This window comes from Mesorhizobium sp. DxT (assembly GCF_058448885.1).
This window is the reverse complement of sequence record NZ_JBZFLJ010000001.1, coordinates 246,751-265,892: the sequence shown is the minus strand read 5'-3', so window position 1 is coordinate 265,892 and position 19,142 is coordinate 246,751. Positions and strand designations below refer to the sequence as shown.

Sequence of the window (19,142 nt, the reverse complement as noted above, 5' to 3'; positions counted from 1 at the left end):
GCAGCGTTCCGCAGTTTTCGTGCTCCCGTGCCACGCGTCAGCCGAATTTTCCAGCACCGGACCTTTGCCAGAATACGAGACGGCGCTCCAGCCAGACCACCGTCCAGAAGAGAGCGAGGCCGAGCAGGCTCAGGAAGATGATGAGAGAGAAGACACGCGGCGTGTTGAGCTGCGAGGCGGCAACGCGGATCAGCTCGCCGAAACCCTTGCCGCCGCCAAGGAACTCCCCGGTAATCGCACCAGCCATGACACCGACTGCGGCGATCTTCAGCCCGGTGAACATCTGCGGCATGCCGAGCGGCAGCTTCATCTTGAACAGCGTCTGCCAGCGGCTCGCGCCCATGGTCCGGAAGAGGGCGCGCGCGTTCTCGTCGGCTGCGTGCAGGCCGGCTGCCGTACCGACCACGATCGGGAAGGTGGCGATGAAGGCCGCGAGCGCGACCTTGGACGAGATGCCGAAACCCAGCCAGGCGAGGAAGATCGGCGCGAAAGCCACTTTCGGCATGGTGTCGATCGCCACGAGATAGGGCAGCACGGCGCGCTCGCCGAAGGTGAACTCGCCGACCAGCACGCCCAGGGTGAAGCCGATCGCAAGCGCGATGGCGAAGCCGTAGATGACTTCCTTGACCGTGATCCACAGCGCGCCCAGCATGTAGCCGCCGCTGGCGAGGTTTTTCGCAACGAAGACGATGTCCTCGCCGGTCTCCCACGGCCCCGGCAGGATGATCGGCGAAACCAGCCCGGAAATGTGGACAAGCTGCCATACCGCCAGAAAGGCAATCATGATGCCGGCCATCGCGATGGAGCGCGGTATGCGGTCGATGAAGGTTACATGCTCGGTCCAGACCGTGTCGGGACGTCGAGCCTGCGGGTCGGTCGCGATGGTCACAGGAAAGCTCCCTTGTCGAGTCGCGCACGGATGCGGCGTACGTAGTCGCCGAACTTGGCGTCGGTCATCATGTCGAGGGTGCGCGGGCGAGGCAGGTCGATCTCGACCGTCTCGACGAACGTCCCCGGGCGCGGCGACATGACGTAGACCGTGTCCGACAGGATCACGGCCTCGGGAATCGAATGGGTAATGAGGAAGGCGGTGGCGTTGCGCTCCATGCAGATGCGCTGCAGCTCCATGTTCATGAAGTCGCGCGAGAGCTCGTCGAGCGCACTGAAGGGCTCGTCAAGCAGCAACACCGCCGGTTCCGTCACCAGCATCCTGCAGATGGCGGCGCGCTGAGCCATGCCGCCCGACAGCTCATGCGGCCAGCGACCTTCGAAGCCTTTAAGCCCGACCAGTTCAAGCAAGGCAAGCGCATCGCGATGCTTGGCGCGGGCTGCCGCCTTGCCGTCGCGGATCTCGATCGGCAGGACGATATTCTCCAGCACCGTGCGCCACGGAAAAAGCGTCGCCTGCTGGAACATCATGCCGATGTCCTCGCGTGTGCCGGTGACGGGCGTGCCTTCCAGATAGACGCCACCCTCCGAAGGCGGGATCAGCCCCGCCATCACCTTCAGGAGCGTGGACTTGCCGCAGCCCGACGGGCCGATAACCGAGGAGAAGCTGCCTTCGCGCAATGTCAGGTCGACATGATCGAGTGCGCGCAGATTGCCCCGGGCATAGCTCTTGGCAACGCCGAAGAGTTCGTAGACCGGCCGGCTCGTCGAGCCGGCCGTCATGGCATCTGTCCGTGGAAGGACGGTCATTCCGCGTTCCATGCTTCCACGAACTGGTTTGTGTAGGCCGCTTCGAGGTCTTCCAGCGGAGCCGACAGCGCGCTGGATTCGACCGAGCTGTCGTGCCACATCTGCCAATGCTCCGGCGGCTGGTAGCCATAGCCGTTGGACATGTCGAGCGGCGTGATGCGGTCCTGGATCGCTGTCAGCAGCGCTTCGGCGAATTCGCGGTCCTCGCCTTCCTGCGGGTTACCGGCCGTGGTGTGCTCCAGCACCTTGTCCTTGTTGGCCGGGTCCATGCCGAATTTGGTGCCCTTCACGAGCGCCTTGCCAAAGGCCTCGATAACGTCCGGATTTTCATCCAGATAGCTGCGGGTCACCGCCCAGCCATTGCCGAAGTAGGAAAGATATGCCTCCGGCGTGATCTCGCGAAGCGGGATGCCGCGCGATTCGATGATGGCCGCGTCGCTGACCGCTGCGGCGTAGGATGAGACCTCGTCGTTGAGGAACGCCGCTGCCGCTGTGCCGCCGTCGCCGATTGCCAGGAACTCGTAGTCGGTGCCTTCCGCCAGGCCGACATCGGTCAGGATCGCGCGGCTGAAGCCGACTTCCGCGCCATCGGCCGTGCCGACGCCGACGACCGTGCCCTTCAGGTCGGCCGGACCCTGGACTTCGGATTCCTCGCGTACCACCAGCCCGAAGATCGATTTCGGGAACTGATTGTAGATGAAGACGACATCCTCACCGCGCGCCCTGGCACCGAGAAGGGGCCCAGGGCCGGGGTTGCCGATCTGCGCCTGGCCTGCCGCCATCGACTGCAGCACGGATGCCGAGCCGTTGACCGCCTCGACAGTGACGTTGATGCCTGCTTCCTCGAAATAGCCTTCGCCGATCGCGACGTGCAGCGGGAAATTGTTGATGGCCGAGGGATTCGGCACGACGATGGTTATGTTCTTGTCCTGCGCATAGGCAGCGCCCGTGACGCCCGTCAGAGATGCGATGGAAAGCGCGAGCGCCGCCGTCGCGGCGCGGCGTAGATCCGAACCAGTTTTCATGGTCATTCCTCCCTGTTTGCCTGCGGCGTCCTCCCGACGCCACGGCTCACATAATCTACATTTCTTACTCCGGCTGTCAAAAACCTATTTTTTGATGCGCGGCCTTTCTTAATGTGCATTATGCCAGCCGACATGGCTTCACCAAGGAGGAGACGATGGCCAGCAACGGATATGTGATCGACGCGCCCGAACAGGCCAGCCTGGCTGTAGCGGGCAGCAAGGAGCGCTTCCCGGTACGACGCATCTATTGCGTCGGTCGAAACTACGTCGCGCACGTTCGCGAGATGGGCGGCGACGAGGATCGTGATCCCCCGATCTTCTTCCAGAAGCCGACGGATTCGGTGGTGGAGAGCGGTTCAACGATCGCCTATCCGACGATCACCGAGAATTTCCATCATGAGATGGAAATGGTCATCGCGCTCAAGTCGGGCGGCTACAACATTGCCGAGAGCGATGCGCTGAACCACATCTGGGGCTATGGCACGGGTCTAGACATGACCCGCCGCGACATCCAGGGCAACGGCAAGCCGTGGGAGATCGCCAAGTCCTTCGACCAGTCCTGCCCGTGCGGGCCGCTATCGCCGGTGGACAAGGTCGGCCACATCTCCAAGGGGGCGATCAAGCTGACCGTCAACGGCGAGACCAAGCAGGAATCCGACATCGAGCTACTGATCTGGCGCGTGCCGGAGATCATCGCGAACCTGTCGACGCTGTTCGAGCTCAAGGCCGGCGACATCATCCTCACCGGCACGCCGCATGGCGTCGGCCCCGTGCAGCCGGGCGACGAACTAATCGGCACCATCGATGGGCTCGAGCCGCTGACGGTGAAGATCGGCGAGCGCCCCGCCTGATCGGCTTCAGGCCGGAATACGGATAACGGCGCGCAGGCCGCCGAGCGGACTTTCATCGAGCGTGATGTCGCCGCCATGGCTGCGGGCGATGTCACGCGCGATGGACAGGCCGAGGCCCGTGCCGCCGGAATCCTGGTTGCGGGCGTCGTCCAGCCGGTAAAAGGGCTTGAACACCTCCTCGCGCTTCTCAGCCGGTATGCCGGGGCCGTCATCGTCGACGATCACCAGCAGCGAGCCGCGTGCGTGGGTCGCCTTGATGCTCACGGTCTGTGCGTAACGGAACGCATTGCCCACGACGTTCGACAACAGGCGCGAGAAGGCGTTGGGCCGCACATAGACTTCCGGATTGCCGGTCAGGTACGTCGTCAGCGTGCGCTTGCGCAGCTTCGCTTCCTCCGACAGCTTTTCCATGAACGCGGCAATGTCGAACTGGCCGGTATCCTCGCCGGCCTCGCCGCGAGCGAAGGCGAGATACCCCTCCAGCATCGACTGCATGTCGTCGATATCCTGGTCGAGCGCTTCGCGGTCCATCTTCGAGCCGCCCAGAGCAAGCTGCAGCTTGAAGCGGGTGAGGATGGTGCGCAGGTCGTGACTGACGCCCGTCAGCATCGCGGTGCGCTGCTCGATCTGTCGCTCGATGCGCTCGCGCATCTGTATGAAGGCGGCACCGGCGCGCCGGACCTCTTCCGCACCGCGCGGCCGGAAGTCGCTCGGCGTCGGCCGCCCCTTGCCGAAACTCTCCGCGGCTTCTGCAAGGCGCAGGATCGGCCTGATCTGGTTGCGCAGGAAGGCCACGGCGATGCCGATCAGCACCAGCGAGCTGCCGACCATCCACAGCAGGAAGATGTGCGTGTTCGAGGCGTAGGTCTGGCTGCGGCGGGCGAAGACGCGCAGCACCTTGTCTTCCAGCCGGACGCGGATTTCCACGATGTTGGAGGCGCCGACCGTATCGATCCAGAAGGGCCGGTTGATCTGCTGGTTGATCTGCTGGCTCAGGAAGTAGTCGAGGATCGAGAAGAACGGCTTGGGGCCGGGGGCGGGCAGGGGATCGGGCGGCAGGATGTCGATCTTGAGCTGCAGCCGCTCCTGAGCGATGCGGATGACCTCGGCATAGTTGTCGCCGGGCGGGTAGGTCTCGATCATGTCTATTACGGCCGCGATGTCGCGCGTGACCGCCGCCGAAAGGCGTTGGGTCACCGTCTGCCAGTGCCGCTCCATGAAGGCGAAGGCGATCACGGATTGCAGCAGGATCATCGGCGCGATCACGATGATGAGCGAACGCGCATAGAGGCGCTTGGGCAGATAGCGCGCGACGACCCGCCAGACGCGGCCGAACCCGTTCCACAGCCCGGCAAACGGGCGCAGGTATCCGCCGGCCCGTTCTGACTCGTCGCGCGCCGGTGTGTCGGAACTCGCCATCAGTCCTTTCCCGCGCCCCGTCTCAAGGGCACATCTGGGGCATCAGTCTATTCGACACTGAGCCTGTATCCAACACCGCGCACCGTCTGAAGCCAAACCGGGTTGGACGGGTCGCGCTCGATCTTGCGGCGCAGGCGGTTGATCTGCACGTCGATGGTGCGCTCGCCGACCTCCGCGTCCGAGCCGACCAGCTCGTGCCTCGGGATCGTGTCTCCGGCCCGCTCCGCGAAGATGACCAGTATCTCCTGTTCGCGGTCGGTCAGCTTCAGGATTTCACCGCCGCGCTTGAGTTCGCGCCGTGCGATCTGGAACGTGTAGGGCCCGAAGACGATCTGCTCCACCTTCGGCGTCTGCTGGGGGCCGCCGCGACGCAGGATGTTGTTGAGCCGCAGCAGCAGCTCGCGCGGGTCGAACGGCTTGGGCAGGTAGTCGTCCGCCCCGGCCTCGAGACCGGCCACCCGGCTGTCGGTTTCCGACAGCGCGGTCAGCATCAGGATCGGCACGTTCTTCTGCTCGCGCAGCGACTTCGTAAGCTGCACGCCGCTCTCGCCCGGCATCATCACATCGAGCACGATCAGGTCGAAATCCAGCCCGGCCAGCTTGCGCCGTGCTTCGTCCGCATTGCCGGCCACGGTGATGCGATAGCCGTTTTCGCTCAGGAACTGCTTCAGCAGGGTGCGGATGCGGGTGTCGTCGTCGACCACGAGCAGATGGGGGGCATCGTCGCCCGGTACATGCGAATCCTGCGTCATAGGCAAGTCCTTCAAGTGCAATGCCCCACCCTGCGGCGATCCTAGCCTGCCTCCCTGCGCCGGTCATCCCCGGTCGCTGTCTGATCGTCGATCTGCGCGCGCTGCTCGGGATTGACCATGCCCAGGAGAAACCGCTCGATTACGGCGCGGTCGCCAGGTGCCGCTTCCGCCAATGCAGCGGCGATGCGGCGGGATTGGGGCGCTGCCAGCGCAAGTGCAAGCCCGCGGCCCTTGGCGGTGGGGTAAAGCTCGCGCTGGCGCCTGTCGCGCGGACCCTGCACCTGCACGATGTGGCCGGTGTCGATCAGCTGCTTTAACACCCGCGCGAGGCTCTGCTTGGTGATCCTGAGCACGTCGAGAAGCTCGGCAACGGTGAGTCCCGGCCTGCGGTTGACGAAGTGCAGGACGCGATGGTGGGCACGGCCGAAAGCGTATTCGCCAAGGATCTGGTCGGGGTCGGAGGTGAAGTCACGATAGGCGAAAAAGAACAGCTCGATGATGGCGAAGTCGATGCCGTCTTCGCCCGTCAACGCCGATTTTATCGGGTCCTCGTTTCGCTCCGGATGCTGCGTCATATCCTGCTCGTCGTTCCTGTACGCCGAATTTATGTCAGCCTTATTGACATAAATTCGGGCCGATGGTAATTTTTGCCAATCTTTCGGCCGGAATGCGAACGAAAAGAAAAGCCATGGGCTGTTTGCCCGGAACTTCCTTCAACTCGCCTCGCTTTCGGCATAAAGTTGCGGTCCGGCGTATCCGGTTAGGCGATCCCGCACCGCACGTCCAATGAAAACAGGGCCTTGGGCCTCTAGGGAGACATCTATGGCATCCGTTCCTTTCGACCAGCTTGACGGTCACATCTGGATGAATGGCGAATTCGTCAAATGGGCGGAGGCCAAGATTCACGTAATGACCCACGGGCTGCACTATGCCAGCGCCGTGTTCGAGGGCGAGCGCGCCTATGGCGGCGAGATCTTCAAGCTGACCGAGCATACCGAGCGTCTGCACGAGTCCGCCCGCATCCTCGGTTTCACCATTCCCTACTCGGTTGCCGAGATCGACGATGCCTGCCGCACTCTCCTGCGCATGCAGGGTTTCGCAGACGCCTATGTCCGCCCGATCGCGTGGCGCGGCTCGGAGATGATGGGCGTCTCGGCCCAGAACAATCGCATCAATTGCGCGATCGCCATCTGGCAGTGGCCGAGCTATTTCGATCCCGCGCAGAAGCTGAAGGGCATCCGGCTCGACATGGCGGAATACCGCCGTCCCGACCCGCGCACGGCTCCGTCGCGTTCCAAGGCTGCCGGCCTCTACATGATCTGCACGCTGTCGAAACATGCAGCCGAAGCAAAGGGTTATGCCGACGCACTGATGCTCGACTGGCGCGGGCAGGTTGCCGAAGCCACCGGCGCCAACGTCTTTTTCGTCAAGGACGGCAAGATCCACACGTCGACGCCGGACTGCTTCCTCGACGGCATTACCCGTCGCACGGTCATCGGCCTTGCCAAGGCACGCGGCCTCGAAGTGATCGAGCGGGCTATCATGCCGGAAGAACTCGAGGGTTTCGAGCAGGCGTTCCTGACCGGAACGGCGGCAGAGGTCACGCCGGTCTCGGAGATCGGCCCCTATAATTTCGAGGTCGGCGAGATCGCCAAGACCCTGATGGAAGATTACATGGCAGAGGTGCAGCCGAAGCAGGCGGTGGCGGCCGAATAGGCCGTCATTTCTCCGCAACCACAGGTCGTCGCTCCGTTTGACTTTAGTCGAATTCGGGTTTCCACTTCCGACGCCGGCGAGACTCGCGCCGGTGTTATAGAGGGAAACTTCATATGGAAGCGCTTCTTCCTATCATCATTCAGGTCGTGACGGGGATCATCGGTGGCCAGGCGGTCGGCGCTGCGCTCAAGCAGGTCGACTTGAGCCAGGTCATCAAGATCATCTCCGGCGGGGTGGGCGGTCTCGGCGGCGGGTTGCTGCTCGGCGGAATGGGCGGCGACGCCGGCGCGCTCGGCGGCATTCTGGGCGATGTGATCGGTGGCGGCGCGGGCGGTGCCGTGCTGACCGGTATAGTCGGCATGGTCATGAAGCAGATGGGCAATCGCTGATCCGGCCCGCTCTGGCTGAAATCGAGGGCGGCCTCGCGGCCGCCCTTTTCGTTGACCCGCGCCCTCTCCATGTGTGGCGTAACAGAGGAGACAACCATGGGCGAATTGAGAGCCGGCATCATTACCGTGACGCCGTTTCAGCAGAACTGCACGATCCTTTTCGACGAGAGTGAGAAGCGCGGGGTGGTGATCGACCCGGGCGGGGAGGTCGACCGGATTCTTGCCGCGATCAACGATAACGGGCTGACGATCGAGGCGATCTGGATCACGCACGGCCATATCGACCATGCCGGCGGTGCGATGGCGCTCAAGGAAGCGCTCGACGTCGACATCGTCGGGCCGCACGAGGCGGATGCTTCACTGCTCTCGAACCTGGAAAGCCAGGCGCAGATGTTCGGCCTGCCCGATCCCGTTCGCAACTGCACGCCCGACCGCTATCTGCAGGAAGGCGAGACCGTCTCGTTTGCCGGGCATGATTTCGAGGTGCTGCACTGTCCAGGCCATGCGCCGGGGCATGTCGTGTTCTACAATCGCGCGGCGAAATTTGCCCATGTGGGCGACGTTCTGTTTCACGGCTCGATCGGTCGCACCGATCTGCCGGGCGGCGACCACGATACCCTCATTCGCTCGATCAAGGAAAAATTGCTGCCGCTGGGTGACGATGTCGGCTTCATCTGCGGTCACGGACCCGGCGGCCGCTTCGGCGATGAGCGGCGCGGAAATCCGTTCCTGGTTTGAAGAAGGGCCCGGCAACGCCGGGCCTTTTTCAGTCAGTTGGCTTCGCAGAACCGGCGAACCCCGTCATATCCGACGAACGTCCCGCTGGACGGATCGAACGAACGATAGCGGTCCGAGCAGTAGCGGTACCACTCATCCGTCCACGGCTCGTATGTCGCGTAACGTTCGACATACACCCGGCGCGGCTGCTCGTAGACCCGGACCGGACGCTCGTAAACCACCGGGGGAGGGGCGTAATAGCCGTCGTCGTAGTAGCGTTCGCGGTAGATCGGGGCAGGTCGCGACGCGCCCGCGATCAGGGCGCCAGCGGCGAGGCCGAGCACACCCGCGGCCAGCATGTCGCCGCCGCGATCCCGGTGGCGCCACCGTTCGCCCGCCTGCGCGGCGGTCATAGCTGCAGTCATTGCCGTTGCCGCAATGAGGCCGGCAATAGCCGATTTCTTCAAGAGACTTGTCACGCCGTTCATCTCCAAAAGCCAATGCGCGTTGTTTAGCGCGTGCTTGAGGAGAAATTTAGGCTTCGCCGGCTGAACGGCACCTGAACGAGCGATCACTCTCGCTGACAGGCTGAAACAGATGCGCCGGAGACCCGGCGCATCCAATTGATCCAGGTTGCAGCTATGCCCCTTCTAGATGACCGTCAGATTGACGGCCTTGGGGCCTTTGCCGCGCTTGTCGGGCTCGGTCTCGAACGACACTTTCTGGCCGTCCTCGAGCCCGGGCAGGCCCGATGCCTGGACGGCAGAGATGTGCACGAACACATCCTTCTGGCCGTCATCCGGCGTGATGAAGCCGAAGCCCTTGGCATGGTTGAAGAATTTCACGGTTCCGCTCTGGGGCATGGGAAGCTCCTTATCTCCCACTTGTTGTCTCTTGCGGGGGTGTCAATCCCGCTCAATCTCGCGCCTTTACTGGGGGAGAAGAAACAGCTTTCCTCGCGTCGGGGCCTTGCCGGAACCCTCTTGTTCCGCGGTCGTCCCGGGCGACATGGCAGGTGATAAGCTCGATATACTGCACTTGCACCGGGGTATCCTATTCCAGTCTCCGGGCCGGCAAACGCCCGAACGGAAGAAACCTTCCTTCATTTTGGAGCATCGGGCAAGCAAAAGATTTATGACCGCGCCGGTTCACCTGCGGTGCGCCATTTTCATAATGCCTTGGATTTGAAGTACTTGGCCCGCAGCAGTGTTTCAGCCGGGTCGCAGGAATACCATCTCAGAGAAGGTATGGTCGATCGCTTCGTCCGCGGTCTCTCTCGTCGACTGGACAGGCGCGACTTCCGTTCGGAACATCGCCTCCGGAAAGCCGACTTTGGCGCGGGCGTCGAATTCGAGGAAAGCGAAACCCCGTTTCATCAGGTGCCTGGCAATGGGACCCAGGCCTTTGCGGATCAGCTGGCGATCGCGCACCAGAATAACGCGGGCGCTCGGCATGCGGCGGCGCGGCGAGGATGTGAGGATCAGCGGGTGGCACGTCCCGTGGACTTCAAGCGCAACCGCAATGCTGCCAAGCGCGGCATGTTGCTCCAGCAGCCGGATATGTGCGTCGGGCAATGCGCCCGGACGGATTGTGCCGAGCGGAAGGACCCTTGCCCCACGCCCCGCGCGCAAGGCGGCAACTGGTACCGGTATGAAGACGGACCCTTCCGAATGATCGACAAAACCGGTCTGCCGGTTGATCTTGCGCATGGATGGCGATGCCGTGAGGTCGGTGTATTCGACGCTGCGGTCGGCGGTCAGGCGGCGCATCAGCAGGGGCGCCATCCATTCGTGGCCTGGCCGCAGGAAAAACGAAGCGAGATTGACGATCCTGGTCGGCGGTTCCGCATAGGCGGTGCGATCTGACGGGATCGCCAGGCACAGGCCGATCTCGTCGCCTCTGGCCATGACGAACTGGCCGATGGAGGTCTCGCCGATGGCCTGCACATGGGCGAACAGGCGTTCGACGGTTCCGGCCCATGCTTCGTGCGAATGGCTGGGAAAGCCTTCGGCCAGCAGCGCGGCAGCCTTGCCGGCGTCGCCAATTTCTATCGGCCGCAGTTTCAAAACATCCTCGACGGGATCATTTAAACAAACCGCGGCGGCAATACGCCCGCCGCCCGAATATCCATTGTCAGCAGAAAAAGGTTGACGGAGGCCTACGCCGCTTGGCGCGTCGAGAGAAGAGCCTCGATATCGCGCAGCGTATCGATCTGCAGGATGTCGAAATCCTCGTCCGCGAGGTCGATGCCGAAGTCAGCCTCGAGCATCGTCAGAACCTCCGTCGCGGCTAGGGAATCGAGCCGTCCCGTGGAGAACAGGGCCTCGTCCTCGGCCACAGCGGGCTGGCCACGCTGTGCCAGCACGGAAAAAATCGTTTCGCGTATGCGCGCGCTCGCCAGTTCTGTCACGACATGCCTCCCGCCGTTGCCATTTGGGGGCGCGGCTGCGCCGGCTCACCCGCCTTTTCCATTTCGTCCAGCCTCGCCACCAGTGCGCGCCGGTCCACCTTGCCGTTCACGTTGACCGGCAGCGAATCGACGATATGGATCGGATCCGGCATCATATAGCGCGGCAGCGTCTTAACCATCGCACCCGCGATGGTCTCGGCGTCGAGCGCGCTGCTGCAGAAGCCGACCAGCCCCTGCGCCGAACCGTCCACGACCGGCCAGGCCACGACGGCAACCATGTCGCTGCCGGCGGCGCGGCGCAGGTGCATCTCTACCTCTTCCAGCTCGATCCGGTTGCCCTTGAGCTTGATCTGGTTGTCGGTGCGGCCGAGATGGTGGAATACACCGTCGCCGTCGCGCACGCCGAGATCCCCGGTCAGATACCAGCGCTTGCCGTCGATCTCGCGAAAGCGGTCGGCCGTCTGTTCCGGCGCATTGAAGTAGCCGACGGCAAGCTGTGGGCCGGAAAGCGCGATTTCGCCCGGTTCGCCATCGGGCAGGGGGCGCATGTCGTCACCCAGGATCGCCACCTCCATGGTCTCGAAAGGCGTGCCGATGGCGATTATGCCGCGGCTCGGGGTGACGACCGCCGGCTCCGTCAGGGGCTGGCGCATGCAGACCACGGTTGCCTCCGTCGGTCCGTAAATATTCTCTACCACGCCGTTGGGGGTCGCTTCTGCCCAGGCCTGCGCGGCCGCAGCCGGCAGCGGCTCGCCACAGAACAGCGAGAGCCTCATGCTCGGGAAAATGCCGGGCTTGAGCGAACCGTTGCGGCGCATCATCGCCACGAGCGTCGGCACTGACAGCCAAACCGTGATTTCACGGGCCCGCACGAAACGCCCCGGTGCGAGCATTTCCAGCGCGGACATCACATGCAACGAGGCACCCGCCTCGACGCACAGAAACAGGTTGTGCACCGTCAGGTCGAAGGTGACGTCGCAGGTTTCGGCCAGCCGGTCATCCGGCGTGAGCTTCGTCCAGCCACGGCTCTGCTCGAGGTAGCTGCTCAGGGAGGCGGCCGAGATCATCACGCCCTTGGGCATGCCGGTCGTGCCGGAGGTGAAGATGATGTAGGCGAGATCGTCCGGATCGACGTGAGCAGGAGCGGGCAGCGGCGGGGCATCCACGGCGCTCAGCCGGACGATGTCCTGTCCGGGGCGGGGCTCGATGGCAGGCGCGGCGTCTGCAATGACGATCTTGCCGGGTGCCGCCGCAAGGACTGCCGGGGTCAGCAGGGCGGCCGCCTTCGCGTCGACCACCAGCGCGTCCAGCGACAGCGCGTTCAGTAGCGCGATGATGCGCTCTTCGGGCCATTTCAGGTTGAGCGGCACGTAGGCGGCGCCTGAAAGGCCAGCCGCCAGCATGCCCGCATAGGCTTCGAGGCTGCGCGTCGCGAGGATGCCGACACGTCGCGGGCGACCGCCACTCGAAAACCAGGAGGCCAAGCGCCGGACAATGGCGCCCATCTCGCTATAGGTCAGGGTATTGGCCGCATCGCAATAGAACGGCCTGTCGGGGTGGTCTTGCGTCGACTGAATGAAGCCGGCGGAAATGTTGTAGCTCTGGGCCATCGCTTCTGCCTGCATTCCGCGGTGAGAGTGTAGCCATCCCATAGCGCAGCGCCGCGCGGCACCGCAACTTTAGGTTATTCTTAACCTTAATCGAACGCTGACGGCTGTGCCGCCCGAAAGCTCCTGACAGGAGTTGTGCCGCTCGGGGTGGTATCGGCGTGGCTCCGATAAGCACGTAAACTAGGAAACTCATGCACCTTTCCGCTACAGAACCAGCCAGCCACACGGTTCAAACCGCCGTCGTCGAGCTGCGTCAATACACGTTGCATCCGGGCACGCGCGACACGTTGATCGATCTGTTCGATCGCGAATTTGTCGAAACGCAGGAGGTTTGCGGCATGTCTGTGCTGGGCCAGTTCCGCGACCTGGACCGGTCAGACCGGTTCGTCTGGCTGCGCGGGTTTTCCGGCATGGAAAGCCGGGCCGCAGCACTTGCCTTGTTTTATGATGGGCCAGTCTGGGCCGCGCACAGCGCCGCTGCCAATGCAACGATGATCGATTTCGACAATGTGCTTCTGCTCCGTCCCTGCGGCGGAGACACTTTCGGGGCACTCGATCCGAGGAACCGGCCACAGCAGGCGGTGTCGATGTCGCCGGCTTGCAATTTCGAGGCGCTCATATGCCCCGTGGATCCCGGTGATCTCGATGGGTTCGTGGCTTGGTACCGGGACGCGTTCGTGCCAGCGCTTAAGCCCGTCGGCTGCGAGACCGTGGCAAGCCTGGTCACGGAATCGTCCGAAAATACGTTTCCCAAACTGCCGATGCGGGAAGACGTATCGGTGTTTGTGACGCTGACACGCATGGCCGGCGAGGACGAGTTCGAGCGCTTGCCGGATACGCCGGCAGGCGCAGGGGCGCTGGCAGAGCTTGCGCGCCGCACGCCGGTCACGCGGCTGAGGCTCGCCCCGACCGCGCGTTCCCTGCTGCGTTAGCCGCGTTCCTCGACCACCACCTTGCGATAGAGATGCCAGGTGGCATGGCCGAGAACCGGGATGACGACGATGAGGCCGGCAAAGAGCGGCAGGCTGCCGAGCGCGAGCAAGAGCGCGACGATGAATCCCCAGGCGAGCATCTGCAGGGGATTTGCCATGACGGCCCTGGCCGAGGTGTGGATCGCCGCCCACGCCCCCACGTCGCGATCGATGAGCAGCGGGAATGCCACGGCCGTCGTCGACAGCACGACCACGGCGAAGATGAAACCGATGGCATTGCCCGCCAGGATCAGGGTCCAGCCTTCGGATGTCGAGAAGAGCTGGGACAGGAAGTTGCCGAACGAAGCAGGCGGCTCGGGGCCGAATATCGCGGTGTAGAGTGCCTGTGCGGTCAGCAGCCAGACGATGAACACGGCAAACAGCATGGCGCCCACCGCTGCGATCGACGGTAGCGCTGGCGAGTGACGCAGTTCGAGTGCGTGCCGCCATGATGTGTCCATGCCCGCTTCCCGGCGGCGGCTGATCTCGTAGAGGCCGATGGCCGCGAACGGACCGAGCAGGGCAAAGCCGGAGGCCAGCGGAAACAGCAGCGGCAACGCATTGGCCCCCGAGGTCCAGGCAGTCAGCACCACGCCGATCAGCGGGTACATGACGATGATGAAGATGATGTGCGAGGGCTTGGCCATGAAGTCCCGGTAGCCGGCCTGCAGACAGTCGTAGAGATCGCCGATCTCGATTGAACGCACATCCGGATAGGCCGGGGCGCCCTCTGCTCCGGCGTAGACATGAAAGTTCGTCATGACCATTCCTCCAACCGCTTGTTTGCGGTTGTGGTCTGCGGCCAGCTTCGCGAACCCCGCCCGGGAGGATGGCCGCACGCGACCCACAACCCGTTCTGTTTTGACGATAGCATAGTTCCCGTTGCACGTCGCGTCCGCTCTGGGCGTCACCGCTACTCACGCCGCTGTCCGGATGATATGATCAACAAGCATTGCGCGGGGCGTCACCATGAATGCCGACGAGTATCTGCCTAACGCCGAAACGATCGCCGCGATAGAGAAGGACGTCGCCAACTACAATGAGCGGCGACGCCATGCCCAAAGCGAGATCGGTCGTCGGGTGCCGATGCTGTTCGCGAGCTACGCGCTCGCCTGTGCTGTGGTCTTCTATTTCATCATCGCCAATTTCAACTCCATGCCGGAGAAAGTCGCGTTGATCCTCCTGATCGGCGGCGGTATTGCCGCCATCGTCGGCGGGGTGGGGGTGCACCGCTTCGCGCACCGGGTCGGTGTCGATACGCAGCAGGGCTTTCGCGATCACATCCTGCCGGTGATGTTCGGTTTCGTGCACGGGTTGCGGTATTCGCATGGATACGAACCGGGAAGTTTCCGACGCCTTCCGGCCGTGCTCAAGGGCGATTACAACCACACCGAATTCGGCGACATCATCACCGGCCGCCTCGACGGCAAGCATTTCGAAATCTGCGAGATGACCCTGTCGCGCAGAAGCAAGTCGTCGACGGTCGTTCTTTTCAAGGGCGTCGCGCTTTGCTGCAGCGTGAGGGACAGTTTTCCGGGAACGCTGGTCGCGGTGCGCAAGCCGGAGCCGAGCCTGATGCAGCCGTTCAACGACCTGATGCAGGCGCTATCGGGGCTCTTGGGCGGCGAACGGTTGGAAACGGTCTTCAGCCGCACGCCGCTCGATCGCGCCTACGAATTTCGCAGCGACAGGCGTGAGGAGGCGCGCGCACTCTTTGAAGGCGGGCTGGGCGACGTTCTGGGCCTGGTCAACGCGCGCTGGCAGCGAGGCAGTCCGCGCCTTGCGGTGCGCCACAGCGAATTCTTCCTGCTGCTACCCAGCGACAAGGATTTCTTCGAGCTGCCGCCGCTGGAAAGACCCGTCGACTACCGTGCTCATCTGGAGCCCATGGTACGCGATTTCGCGACGCTGCTTGCCATCGTCGCCGAGGTGCAGTGCAAGCCGGTGCCCGCTGCGGCAAGCGATAACAGCCCGGCCGGGCAGGCGCGCGGAGCTGAAGCCTCGCCGCCGCCTGTTTCCGAGGAACCTTTCGTTCCGCTGCTGGATGGAAATGTGCCGCCACACAAACGTTGAGCCGCTTGTATTTTCGTTGATTTCGTGCGAATAACGGTGACGTTCGGGCATTTGCTGACCCGGAGACTGGACCGTTTAGGACGACCTTTCCCCGACATCGTGAACTCTCGACGGCGACCCTGCGCATGTCGCGCAGACGCAGCTTACCAAAGGGAACAGGAGTTTTCCCCCCATGGCCCAGACCGGCACCGTAAAGTTCTTCAATGCAACCAAAGGCTTCGGCTTCATTACGCCTGACGACGGCGCGAAGGACGTTTTCGTCCATATCTCCGCTGTCGAGGCTTCCGGCCTGCGCACCCTCGTCGACGGTCAGAAGGTTTCCTTCGACGTCGAGCCCGACCGTATGGGCAAGGGTCCGAAGGCAGTGAACCTGTCCGCAGCCTAATGGCATCGTGCCGGTTCGCCGGCACGGCGGTTTTTTTGAAGGACGGCGCGAGCAATCGCGCCGTTTTTTGTTTTTGCAGGCAGGTTGCTGACACCATCTTGTCAGCAGCCGATACGAGTTTCCAAGCCTGGCCGAGAGCCCCCTTCCCATTGCGGCGGACTCTGCCCATATTCTCGCCATGGCCGATACCCCTGACAAGAAGAACGCCGCGCGCGCGAAGGATGCCGCTTTCGGTGCGCGCTCGCGCAAGAGCCCGCTCACCGATTATCTCGACGCCTCAGAGCCGCTGGAACCGGGTGGTTTCGGCGAGACGCAGCAGAGCGAATTCGAGGGCGCGCCTCTGAGCGGGGCGATTTCTGATTGGGCGCGGCAGATCGCCGACGAGGCCGGGAAGGCGCCGGCAAAGCCGAAGAAGAAGGTGGCTGTACGATCGTCCGCACCGACGCGGTCGGCACGCGGAACCTCAATGGGTGGTGCGGCGTCGCCCAAGGAGCGCGCGGCCGCCGGCCTCAACCCGGTGCCAGGACTCGACATTTCTCTGGAGGATGTCGGGAAGCTTTCGTCATCGGGTGTCACCGCCACGGTCGCGGCGCTGTCGCGGCTGATCGAGGGCGGTGATCCCAACCTGAAGAACGAGGCCTGGGTGCCTCACCGGCCTGCCCGTCCGGCTAAGTCCGAAGGTGGCATCGAGATTCGCATGGAGACGGCCTTCAAGCCTTCCGGCGACCAGCCGACGGCCATCGCCGACCTCGTCGCGGGCGTAAAGGAGCAGGACCGTACGCAGGTGCTGCTGGGTGTCACCGGCTCTGGCAAGACCTTCACCATGGCAAAGGTGATCGAGGAGACGCAGCGTCCGGCGCTCATCCTGGCGCCGAACAAGACGCTGGCCGCCCAGCTTTATGGCGAGTTCAGGAGCTTCTTCCCAAACAACGCGGTCGAGTATTTTGTCTCCTACTACGACTACTACCAGCCGGAGGCCTACGTGCCCCGGACGGACACCTATATCGAGAAGGAATCCTCCATCAACGAGCAGATCGACCGCATGCGCCATTCGGCCACGCGCTCGCTGCTGGAGCGTGACGACGTCATCATCGTTGCCTCCGTATCGTGCATCTACGGTATTGGCTCCGTCGAGACCTACACGGCGATGACCTTCCAGATGGAGGTTGGCGACCGGCTCGACCAGCGCCAGCTTCTCGCCGACCTCGTCGCTCAGCAATACAAGCGGCAGGACATCAATTTCACGCGCGGCTCTTTCCGCGTGCGCGGCGATACCATCGAGCTGTTCCCCGCCCACCTTGAGGACCGCGCCTGGCGGATCACGCTGTTCGGCGACGAGATCGAGACGATCACAGAGTTCGATCCGCTGACCGGGCAGAAGACCGGCGACCTCAAGAGCGTCAAGATTTACGCCAACTCGCACTATGTGACGCCGCGGCCGACGCTCAACCAGGCAATCAGGTCGATCAAGGAAGAACTGCAGCACCGGCTAGTGGAGCTGGAGCGGGCAGGGCGCCTGCTGGAGGCGCAAAGGCTGGAGCAGCGCACGCGCTTCGATCTGGAGATGCTGGAGGCAACGGGTTCGTGCGCCGGCATCGAGAACTATTCGCGCTATCTCACCGGCCGCGCGCCGGGCGATCCGCCGCCCACGCTCTTCGAATACGTGCCCGACAACGCGCTTGTCTTCATCGACGAGAGCCATGTCACCGTGCCGCAGATCGGCGGCATGTATCGGGGCGACTTCCGCCGCAAGGCGACGCTGGCCGAATATGGCTTTCGCCTGCCGTCCTGCATGGATAACCGGCCGCTGCGCTTCGAGGAGTGGGACGCGATGCGCCCGCTCACGGTCGCGGTGTCGGCGACGCCCGGCGGCTGGGAGATGGAGCAGGCGGGCGGCGTGTTCGCCGAGCAGGTCATCCGTCCGACCGGTCTGATCGATCCGCCGGTCGAGGTGCGGCCTGCGCGCACGCAGGTCGACGACGTGCTGGGCGAAATCCGCGAGACGACGGCCAAGGGCTATCGCACGCTGGTTACGGTGCTGACCAAGCGCATGGCCGAGGAACTGACCGAATATCTGCACGAACAGGGCGTGCGGGTGCGCTACATGCACTCAGACATCGACACGCTGGAACGCATCGAGATCCTCCGCGATCTGCGCCTCGGCGCCTTCGATGTTCTGGTCGGCATCAACCTGCTGCGCGAGGGCCTCGACATTCCCGAATGCGGTTTCGTGGCGATCCTCGACGCCGACAAGGAAGGCTTCCTGCGCTCGGAGACGTCGCTGATCCAGACCATCGGCCGCGCGGCGCGTAACGTCGACGGCAAGGTCATTCTCTATGCCGACCAGATCACCGGCTCGATGGACCGCGCCATGGCGGAAACCAATCGCCGTCGCGAGAAGCAGCTCGAATACAACACGGCCAACGGCATCACGCCTGAATCGGTCAAGAAGAACATCGGCGACATTCTCGACTCGGTCTACGAGCGCGATCATGTCCGTCCGGACATTTCGAAGGTCGCCAAGGGCGGCCAGCTCGTCGGCGCAAACCTCAAGGCGCATCTGGAGCATCTCGAGAAGGAAATGCGGGACGCGGCCGCGGATCTCGACTTCGAGCGCGCTGCGCGGCTGCGCGACGAGGTCAAGCGCCTGCGCGATACCGAACTGGCGATCTCCGACGATCCTCTGGCGCGTGAAGTCGAGCTGGAGAGCCCGGATTCTGGTCGCCGCAAGGGCCAGCACAACAAGGGCAAGGCCCGGCACCGTACGGTCGGCGACGATGGCAGTCTGTTCCGCAAGCCCGACCTCGACGAGATGGGCACCTCCGGCGACCACGCGACCCCCGCCGCCGGTGGCATGTTCCGCAAGAACACGCTGGACGAGATGACCGTTGGGCGCACCGAGAAGCCGGTCCAGGGCAAGGTCCCGTCAAAACCGGACAACGACGCCAAGGCGGTCAAGCGCGAACGCGCCGGCATCGGCTCCTACGAAGACCCGGCCGATACGCGCAAGGAGACGCGCCGGTCGCGCAAGACCGGTAGGCCGGGGCGGTGACAACGGCGCTTGGCGTCGGACAGGTCTGAGCCTGTCGTTTTTTTTCGGGTGGATGTCGGGATGGCTTTTCGCCG

20 protein-coding genes are annotated in these 19,142 nt (G+C 63.6%); 8 read left to right on the top strand and 12 right to left on the bottom strand.

Annotated elements, in window-relative coordinates:
- Positions 1-37: 37 nt before the first annotated feature.
- Genes ACVJNE_RS01230 through ACVJNE_RS01220 form a run of 3 tightly spaced genes read right to left on the bottom strand, consistent with a single transcriptional unit; the run spans position 38 to position 2,723 of the window.
- A complete protein-coding gene (locus tag ACVJNE_RS01230) occupies positions 38-889 on the bottom strand; it encodes an ABC transporter permease (protein ID WP_312860647.1) in 852 nt (283 codons plus the stop codon).
- The gene (locus ACVJNE_RS01225; RefSeq protein WP_499562265.1) at positions 886-1,698 is read right to left on the bottom strand and encodes an ABC transporter ATP-binding protein; all 813 of its coding nucleotides are present in this window, start codon (positions 1,696-1,698) and stop codon (positions 886-888) included. Before ACVJNE_RS01225 ends, ACVJNE_RS01230 begins: the two co-directional genes overlap by 4 nt.
- Complete coding sequence (locus tag ACVJNE_RS01220; RefSeq protein WP_499562263.1) at positions 1,695-2,723, bottom strand: ABC transporter substrate-binding protein; 1,029 nt, start codon at positions 2,721-2,723, stop codon at positions 1,695-1,697. The genes ACVJNE_RS01225 and ACVJNE_RS01220 overlap by 4 nt, the downstream gene beginning before the upstream one ends.
- Positions 2,724-2,878: 155 nt before the next feature.
- Between ACVJNE_RS01220 and ACVJNE_RS01215 the strand changes: the two genes are divergently transcribed.
- Positions 2,879-3,574, top strand: a complete 696-nt coding sequence (locus ACVJNE_RS01215) for a fumarylacetoacetate hydrolase family protein (protein ID WP_499562261.1) — start codon at positions 2,879-2,881, stop codon at positions 3,572-3,574.
- 6 nt (positions 3,575-3,580) lie between these two features.
- Here the strand turns inward: ACVJNE_RS01215 and ACVJNE_RS01210 are convergent, their stop codons facing one another.
- Genes ACVJNE_RS01210 through ACVJNE_RS01200 form a run of 3 tightly spaced genes read right to left on the bottom strand, consistent with a single transcriptional unit; the run spans position 3,581 to position 6,320 of the window.
- Entirely contained in the window at positions 3,581-4,993 is a 1,413-nt protein-coding gene (locus tag ACVJNE_RS01210; protein ID WP_499562259.1) for an ATP-binding protein, read from the bottom strand.
- A 47-nt stretch (positions 4,994-5,040) separates the two neighbouring features.
- Positions 5,041-5,745, bottom strand: a complete 705-nt coding sequence (locus ACVJNE_RS01205; RefSeq protein ID WP_368804138.1) for a response regulator — start codon at positions 5,743-5,745, stop codon at positions 5,041-5,043.
- 41 nt (positions 5,746-5,786) lie between these two features.
- On the bottom strand, positions 5,787-6,320 hold the full coding sequence (locus ACVJNE_RS01200; RefSeq protein ID WP_444727506.1) for a MarR family winged helix-turn-helix transcriptional regulator: 534 nt from the start codon (positions 6,318-6,320) through the stop codon (positions 5,787-5,789).
- Positions 6,321-6,567: 247 nt separating this feature from the next.
- On the opposite strand from ACVJNE_RS01200, the gene ACVJNE_RS01195 reads away from it, so the two are divergent.
- The 3 genes from ACVJNE_RS01195 (at position 6,568) to ACVJNE_RS01185 (ending at position 8,588) form a co-directional block, all read left to right on the top strand.
- On the top strand, positions 6,568-7,461 hold the full coding sequence (locus ACVJNE_RS01195) for a branched-chain amino acid aminotransferase (protein ID WP_499562257.1): 894 nt from the start codon (positions 6,568-6,570) through the stop codon (positions 7,459-7,461).
- A 113-nt stretch (positions 7,462-7,574) separates the two neighbouring features.
- Positions 7,575-7,850: a hypothetical protein gene (locus tag ACVJNE_RS01190; RefSeq protein ID WP_421926225.1), complete on the top strand. Its 276-nt coding sequence runs from the start codon at positions 7,575-7,577 to the stop codon at positions 7,848-7,850.
- A 96-nt stretch (positions 7,851-7,946) separates the two neighbouring features.
- Entirely contained in the window at positions 7,947-8,588 is a 642-nt protein-coding gene (locus tag ACVJNE_RS01185) for an MBL fold metallo-hydrolase (protein ID WP_173192668.1), read from the top strand.
- Positions 8,589-8,620: 32 nt separating this feature from the next.
- Here the strand turns inward: ACVJNE_RS01185 and ACVJNE_RS01180 are convergent, their stop codons facing one another.
- The 5 genes from ACVJNE_RS01180 to ACVJNE_RS01160 form a co-directional block, all read right to left on the bottom strand.
- The gene (locus tag ACVJNE_RS01180; RefSeq protein WP_499562254.1) at positions 8,621-9,055 is read right to left on the bottom strand and encodes a BA14K family protein; all 435 of its coding nucleotides are present in this window, start codon (positions 9,053-9,055) and stop codon (positions 8,621-8,623) included.
- Positions 9,056-9,217: 162 nt separating this feature from the next.
- A complete protein-coding gene (locus tag ACVJNE_RS01175) occupies positions 9,218-9,430 on the bottom strand; it encodes a cold-shock protein (protein ID WP_499562252.1) in 213 nt (70 codons plus the stop codon).
- A gap of 348 nt (positions 9,431-9,778) precedes the next feature.
- Positions 9,779-10,633, bottom strand: coding sequence for a hypothetical protein (locus ACVJNE_RS01170; protein ID WP_499562250.1), 855 nt, complete (start codon positions 10,631-10,633; stop codon positions 9,779-9,781).
- 92 nt (positions 10,634-10,725) lie between these two features.
- Positions 10,726-10,977 (bottom strand): phosphopantetheine-binding protein, encoded by a 252-nt coding sequence (locus ACVJNE_RS01165; protein ID WP_499562248.1) that lies wholly within the window; start codon positions 10,975-10,977, stop codon positions 10,726-10,728.
- A complete protein-coding gene (locus ACVJNE_RS01160) occupies positions 10,974-12,587 on the bottom strand; it encodes an AMP-binding protein (RefSeq protein WP_499562246.1) in 1,614 nt (537 codons plus the stop codon). Before ACVJNE_RS01160 ends, ACVJNE_RS01165 begins: the two co-directional genes overlap by 4 nt.
- Positions 12,588-12,778: 191 nt before the next feature.
- Between ACVJNE_RS01160 and ACVJNE_RS01155 the strand changes: the two genes are divergently transcribed.
- Complete coding sequence (locus ACVJNE_RS01155; protein WP_499562244.1) at positions 12,779-13,519, top strand: NIPSNAP family protein; 741 nt, start codon at positions 12,779-12,781, stop codon at positions 13,517-13,519.
- On the opposite strand, the gene ACVJNE_RS01150 is transcribed toward ACVJNE_RS01155, so the two are convergent.
- Positions 13,516-14,319, bottom strand: coding sequence for a DUF2189 domain-containing protein (locus ACVJNE_RS01150; protein WP_499562242.1), 804 nt, complete (start codon positions 14,317-14,319; stop codon positions 13,516-13,518). The two genes, ACVJNE_RS01155 and ACVJNE_RS01150, sit on opposite strands and share 4 nt — an antisense overlap.
- A 208-nt stretch (positions 14,320-14,527) precedes the next feature.
- On the opposite strand from ACVJNE_RS01150, the gene ACVJNE_RS01145 reads away from it, so the two are divergent.
- The 3 genes from ACVJNE_RS01145 (at position 14,528) to uvrB (ending at position 19,068) form a co-directional block, all read left to right on the top strand.
- Positions 14,528-15,631 carry a hypothetical protein gene (locus ACVJNE_RS01145; RefSeq protein WP_499562240.1) on the top strand — a complete coding sequence of 368 codons (1,104 nt, stop codon included), beginning with the start codon at positions 14,528-14,530 and terminating at the stop codon, positions 15,629-15,631.
- Positions 15,632-15,803: 172 nt separating this feature from the next.
- Complete coding sequence (locus tag ACVJNE_RS01140; RefSeq protein ID WP_148916006.1) at positions 15,804-16,016, top strand: cold-shock protein; 213 nt, start codon at positions 15,804-15,806, stop codon at positions 16,014-16,016.
- 178 nt (positions 16,017-16,194) lie between these two features.
- Positions 16,195-19,068 carry an excinuclease ABC subunit UvrB gene (gene uvrB, locus ACVJNE_RS01135; RefSeq protein ID WP_499562238.1) on the top strand — a complete coding sequence of 958 codons (2,874 nt, stop codon included), beginning with the start codon at positions 16,195-16,197 and terminating at the stop codon, positions 19,066-19,068.
- Positions 19,069-19,142 lie beyond the last annotated feature (74 nt).

Bases quoted from the DNA above. Each gene is read 5' to 3' on its own strand.
- ACVJNE_RS01225 (WP_499562265.1), bottom strand. From the start codon at position 1,698: ATGACCGTCCTTCCACGGACAGATGCCATGACGGCCGGCTCGACGAGC.
- ACVJNE_RS01220 (WP_499562263.1), bottom strand. From the start codon at position 2,723: ATGAAAACTGGTTCGGATCTACGCCGCGCCGCGACGGCGGCGCTCGCG.
- ACVJNE_RS01215 (WP_499562261.1), top strand. From the start codon at position 2,879: ATGGCCAGCAACGGATATGTGATCGACGCGCCCGAACAGGCCAGCCTG.
- ACVJNE_RS01210 (WP_499562259.1), bottom strand. From the start codon at position 4,993: ATGGCGAGTTCCGACACACCGGCGCGCGACGAGTCAGAACGGGCCGGC.
- ACVJNE_RS01205 (WP_368804138.1), bottom strand. From the start codon at position 5,745: ATGACGCAGGATTCGCATGTACCGGGCGACGATGCCCCCCATCTGCTC.
- ACVJNE_RS01200 (WP_444727506.1), bottom strand. From the start codon at position 6,320: ATGACGCAGCATCCGGAGCGAAACGAGGACCCGATAAAATCGGCGTTG.
- ACVJNE_RS01195 (WP_499562257.1), top strand. From the start codon at position 6,568: ATGGCATCCGTTCCTTTCGACCAGCTTGACGGTCACATCTGGATGAAT.
- ACVJNE_RS01190 (WP_421926225.1), top strand. From the start codon at position 7,575: ATGGAAGCGCTTCTTCCTATCATCATTCAGGTCGTGACGGGGATCATC.
- ACVJNE_RS01185 (WP_173192668.1), top strand. From the start codon at position 7,947: ATGGGCGAATTGAGAGCCGGCATCATTACCGTGACGCCGTTTCAGCAG.
- ACVJNE_RS01180 (WP_499562254.1), bottom strand. From the start codon at position 9,055: ATGAACGGCGTGACAAGTCTCTTGAAGAAATCGGCTATTGCCGGCCTC.
- ACVJNE_RS01175 (WP_499562252.1), bottom strand. From the start codon at position 9,430: ATGCCCCAGAGCGGAACCGTGAAATTCTTCAACCATGCCAAGGGCTTC.
- ACVJNE_RS01160 (WP_499562246.1), bottom strand. From the start codon at position 12,587: ATGGCCCAGAGCTACAACATTTCCGCCGGCTTCATTCAGTCGACGCAA.
- ACVJNE_RS01155 (WP_499562244.1), top strand. From the start codon at position 12,779: ATGCACCTTTCCGCTACAGAACCAGCCAGCCACACGGTTCAAACCGCC.
- ACVJNE_RS01150 (WP_499562242.1), bottom strand. From the start codon at position 14,319: ATGACGAACTTTCATGTCTACGCCGGAGCAGAGGGCGCCCCGGCCTAT.
- ACVJNE_RS01145 (WP_499562240.1), top strand. From the start codon at position 14,528: ATGAATGCCGACGAGTATCTGCCTAACGCCGAAACGATCGCCGCGATA.
- ACVJNE_RS01140 (WP_148916006.1), top strand. From the start codon at position 15,804: ATGGCCCAGACCGGCACCGTAAAGTTCTTCAATGCAACCAAAGGCTTC.
- uvrB (WP_499562238.1), top strand. From the start codon at position 16,195: ATGGCCGATACCCCTGACAAGAAGAACGCCGCGCGCGCGAAGGATGCC.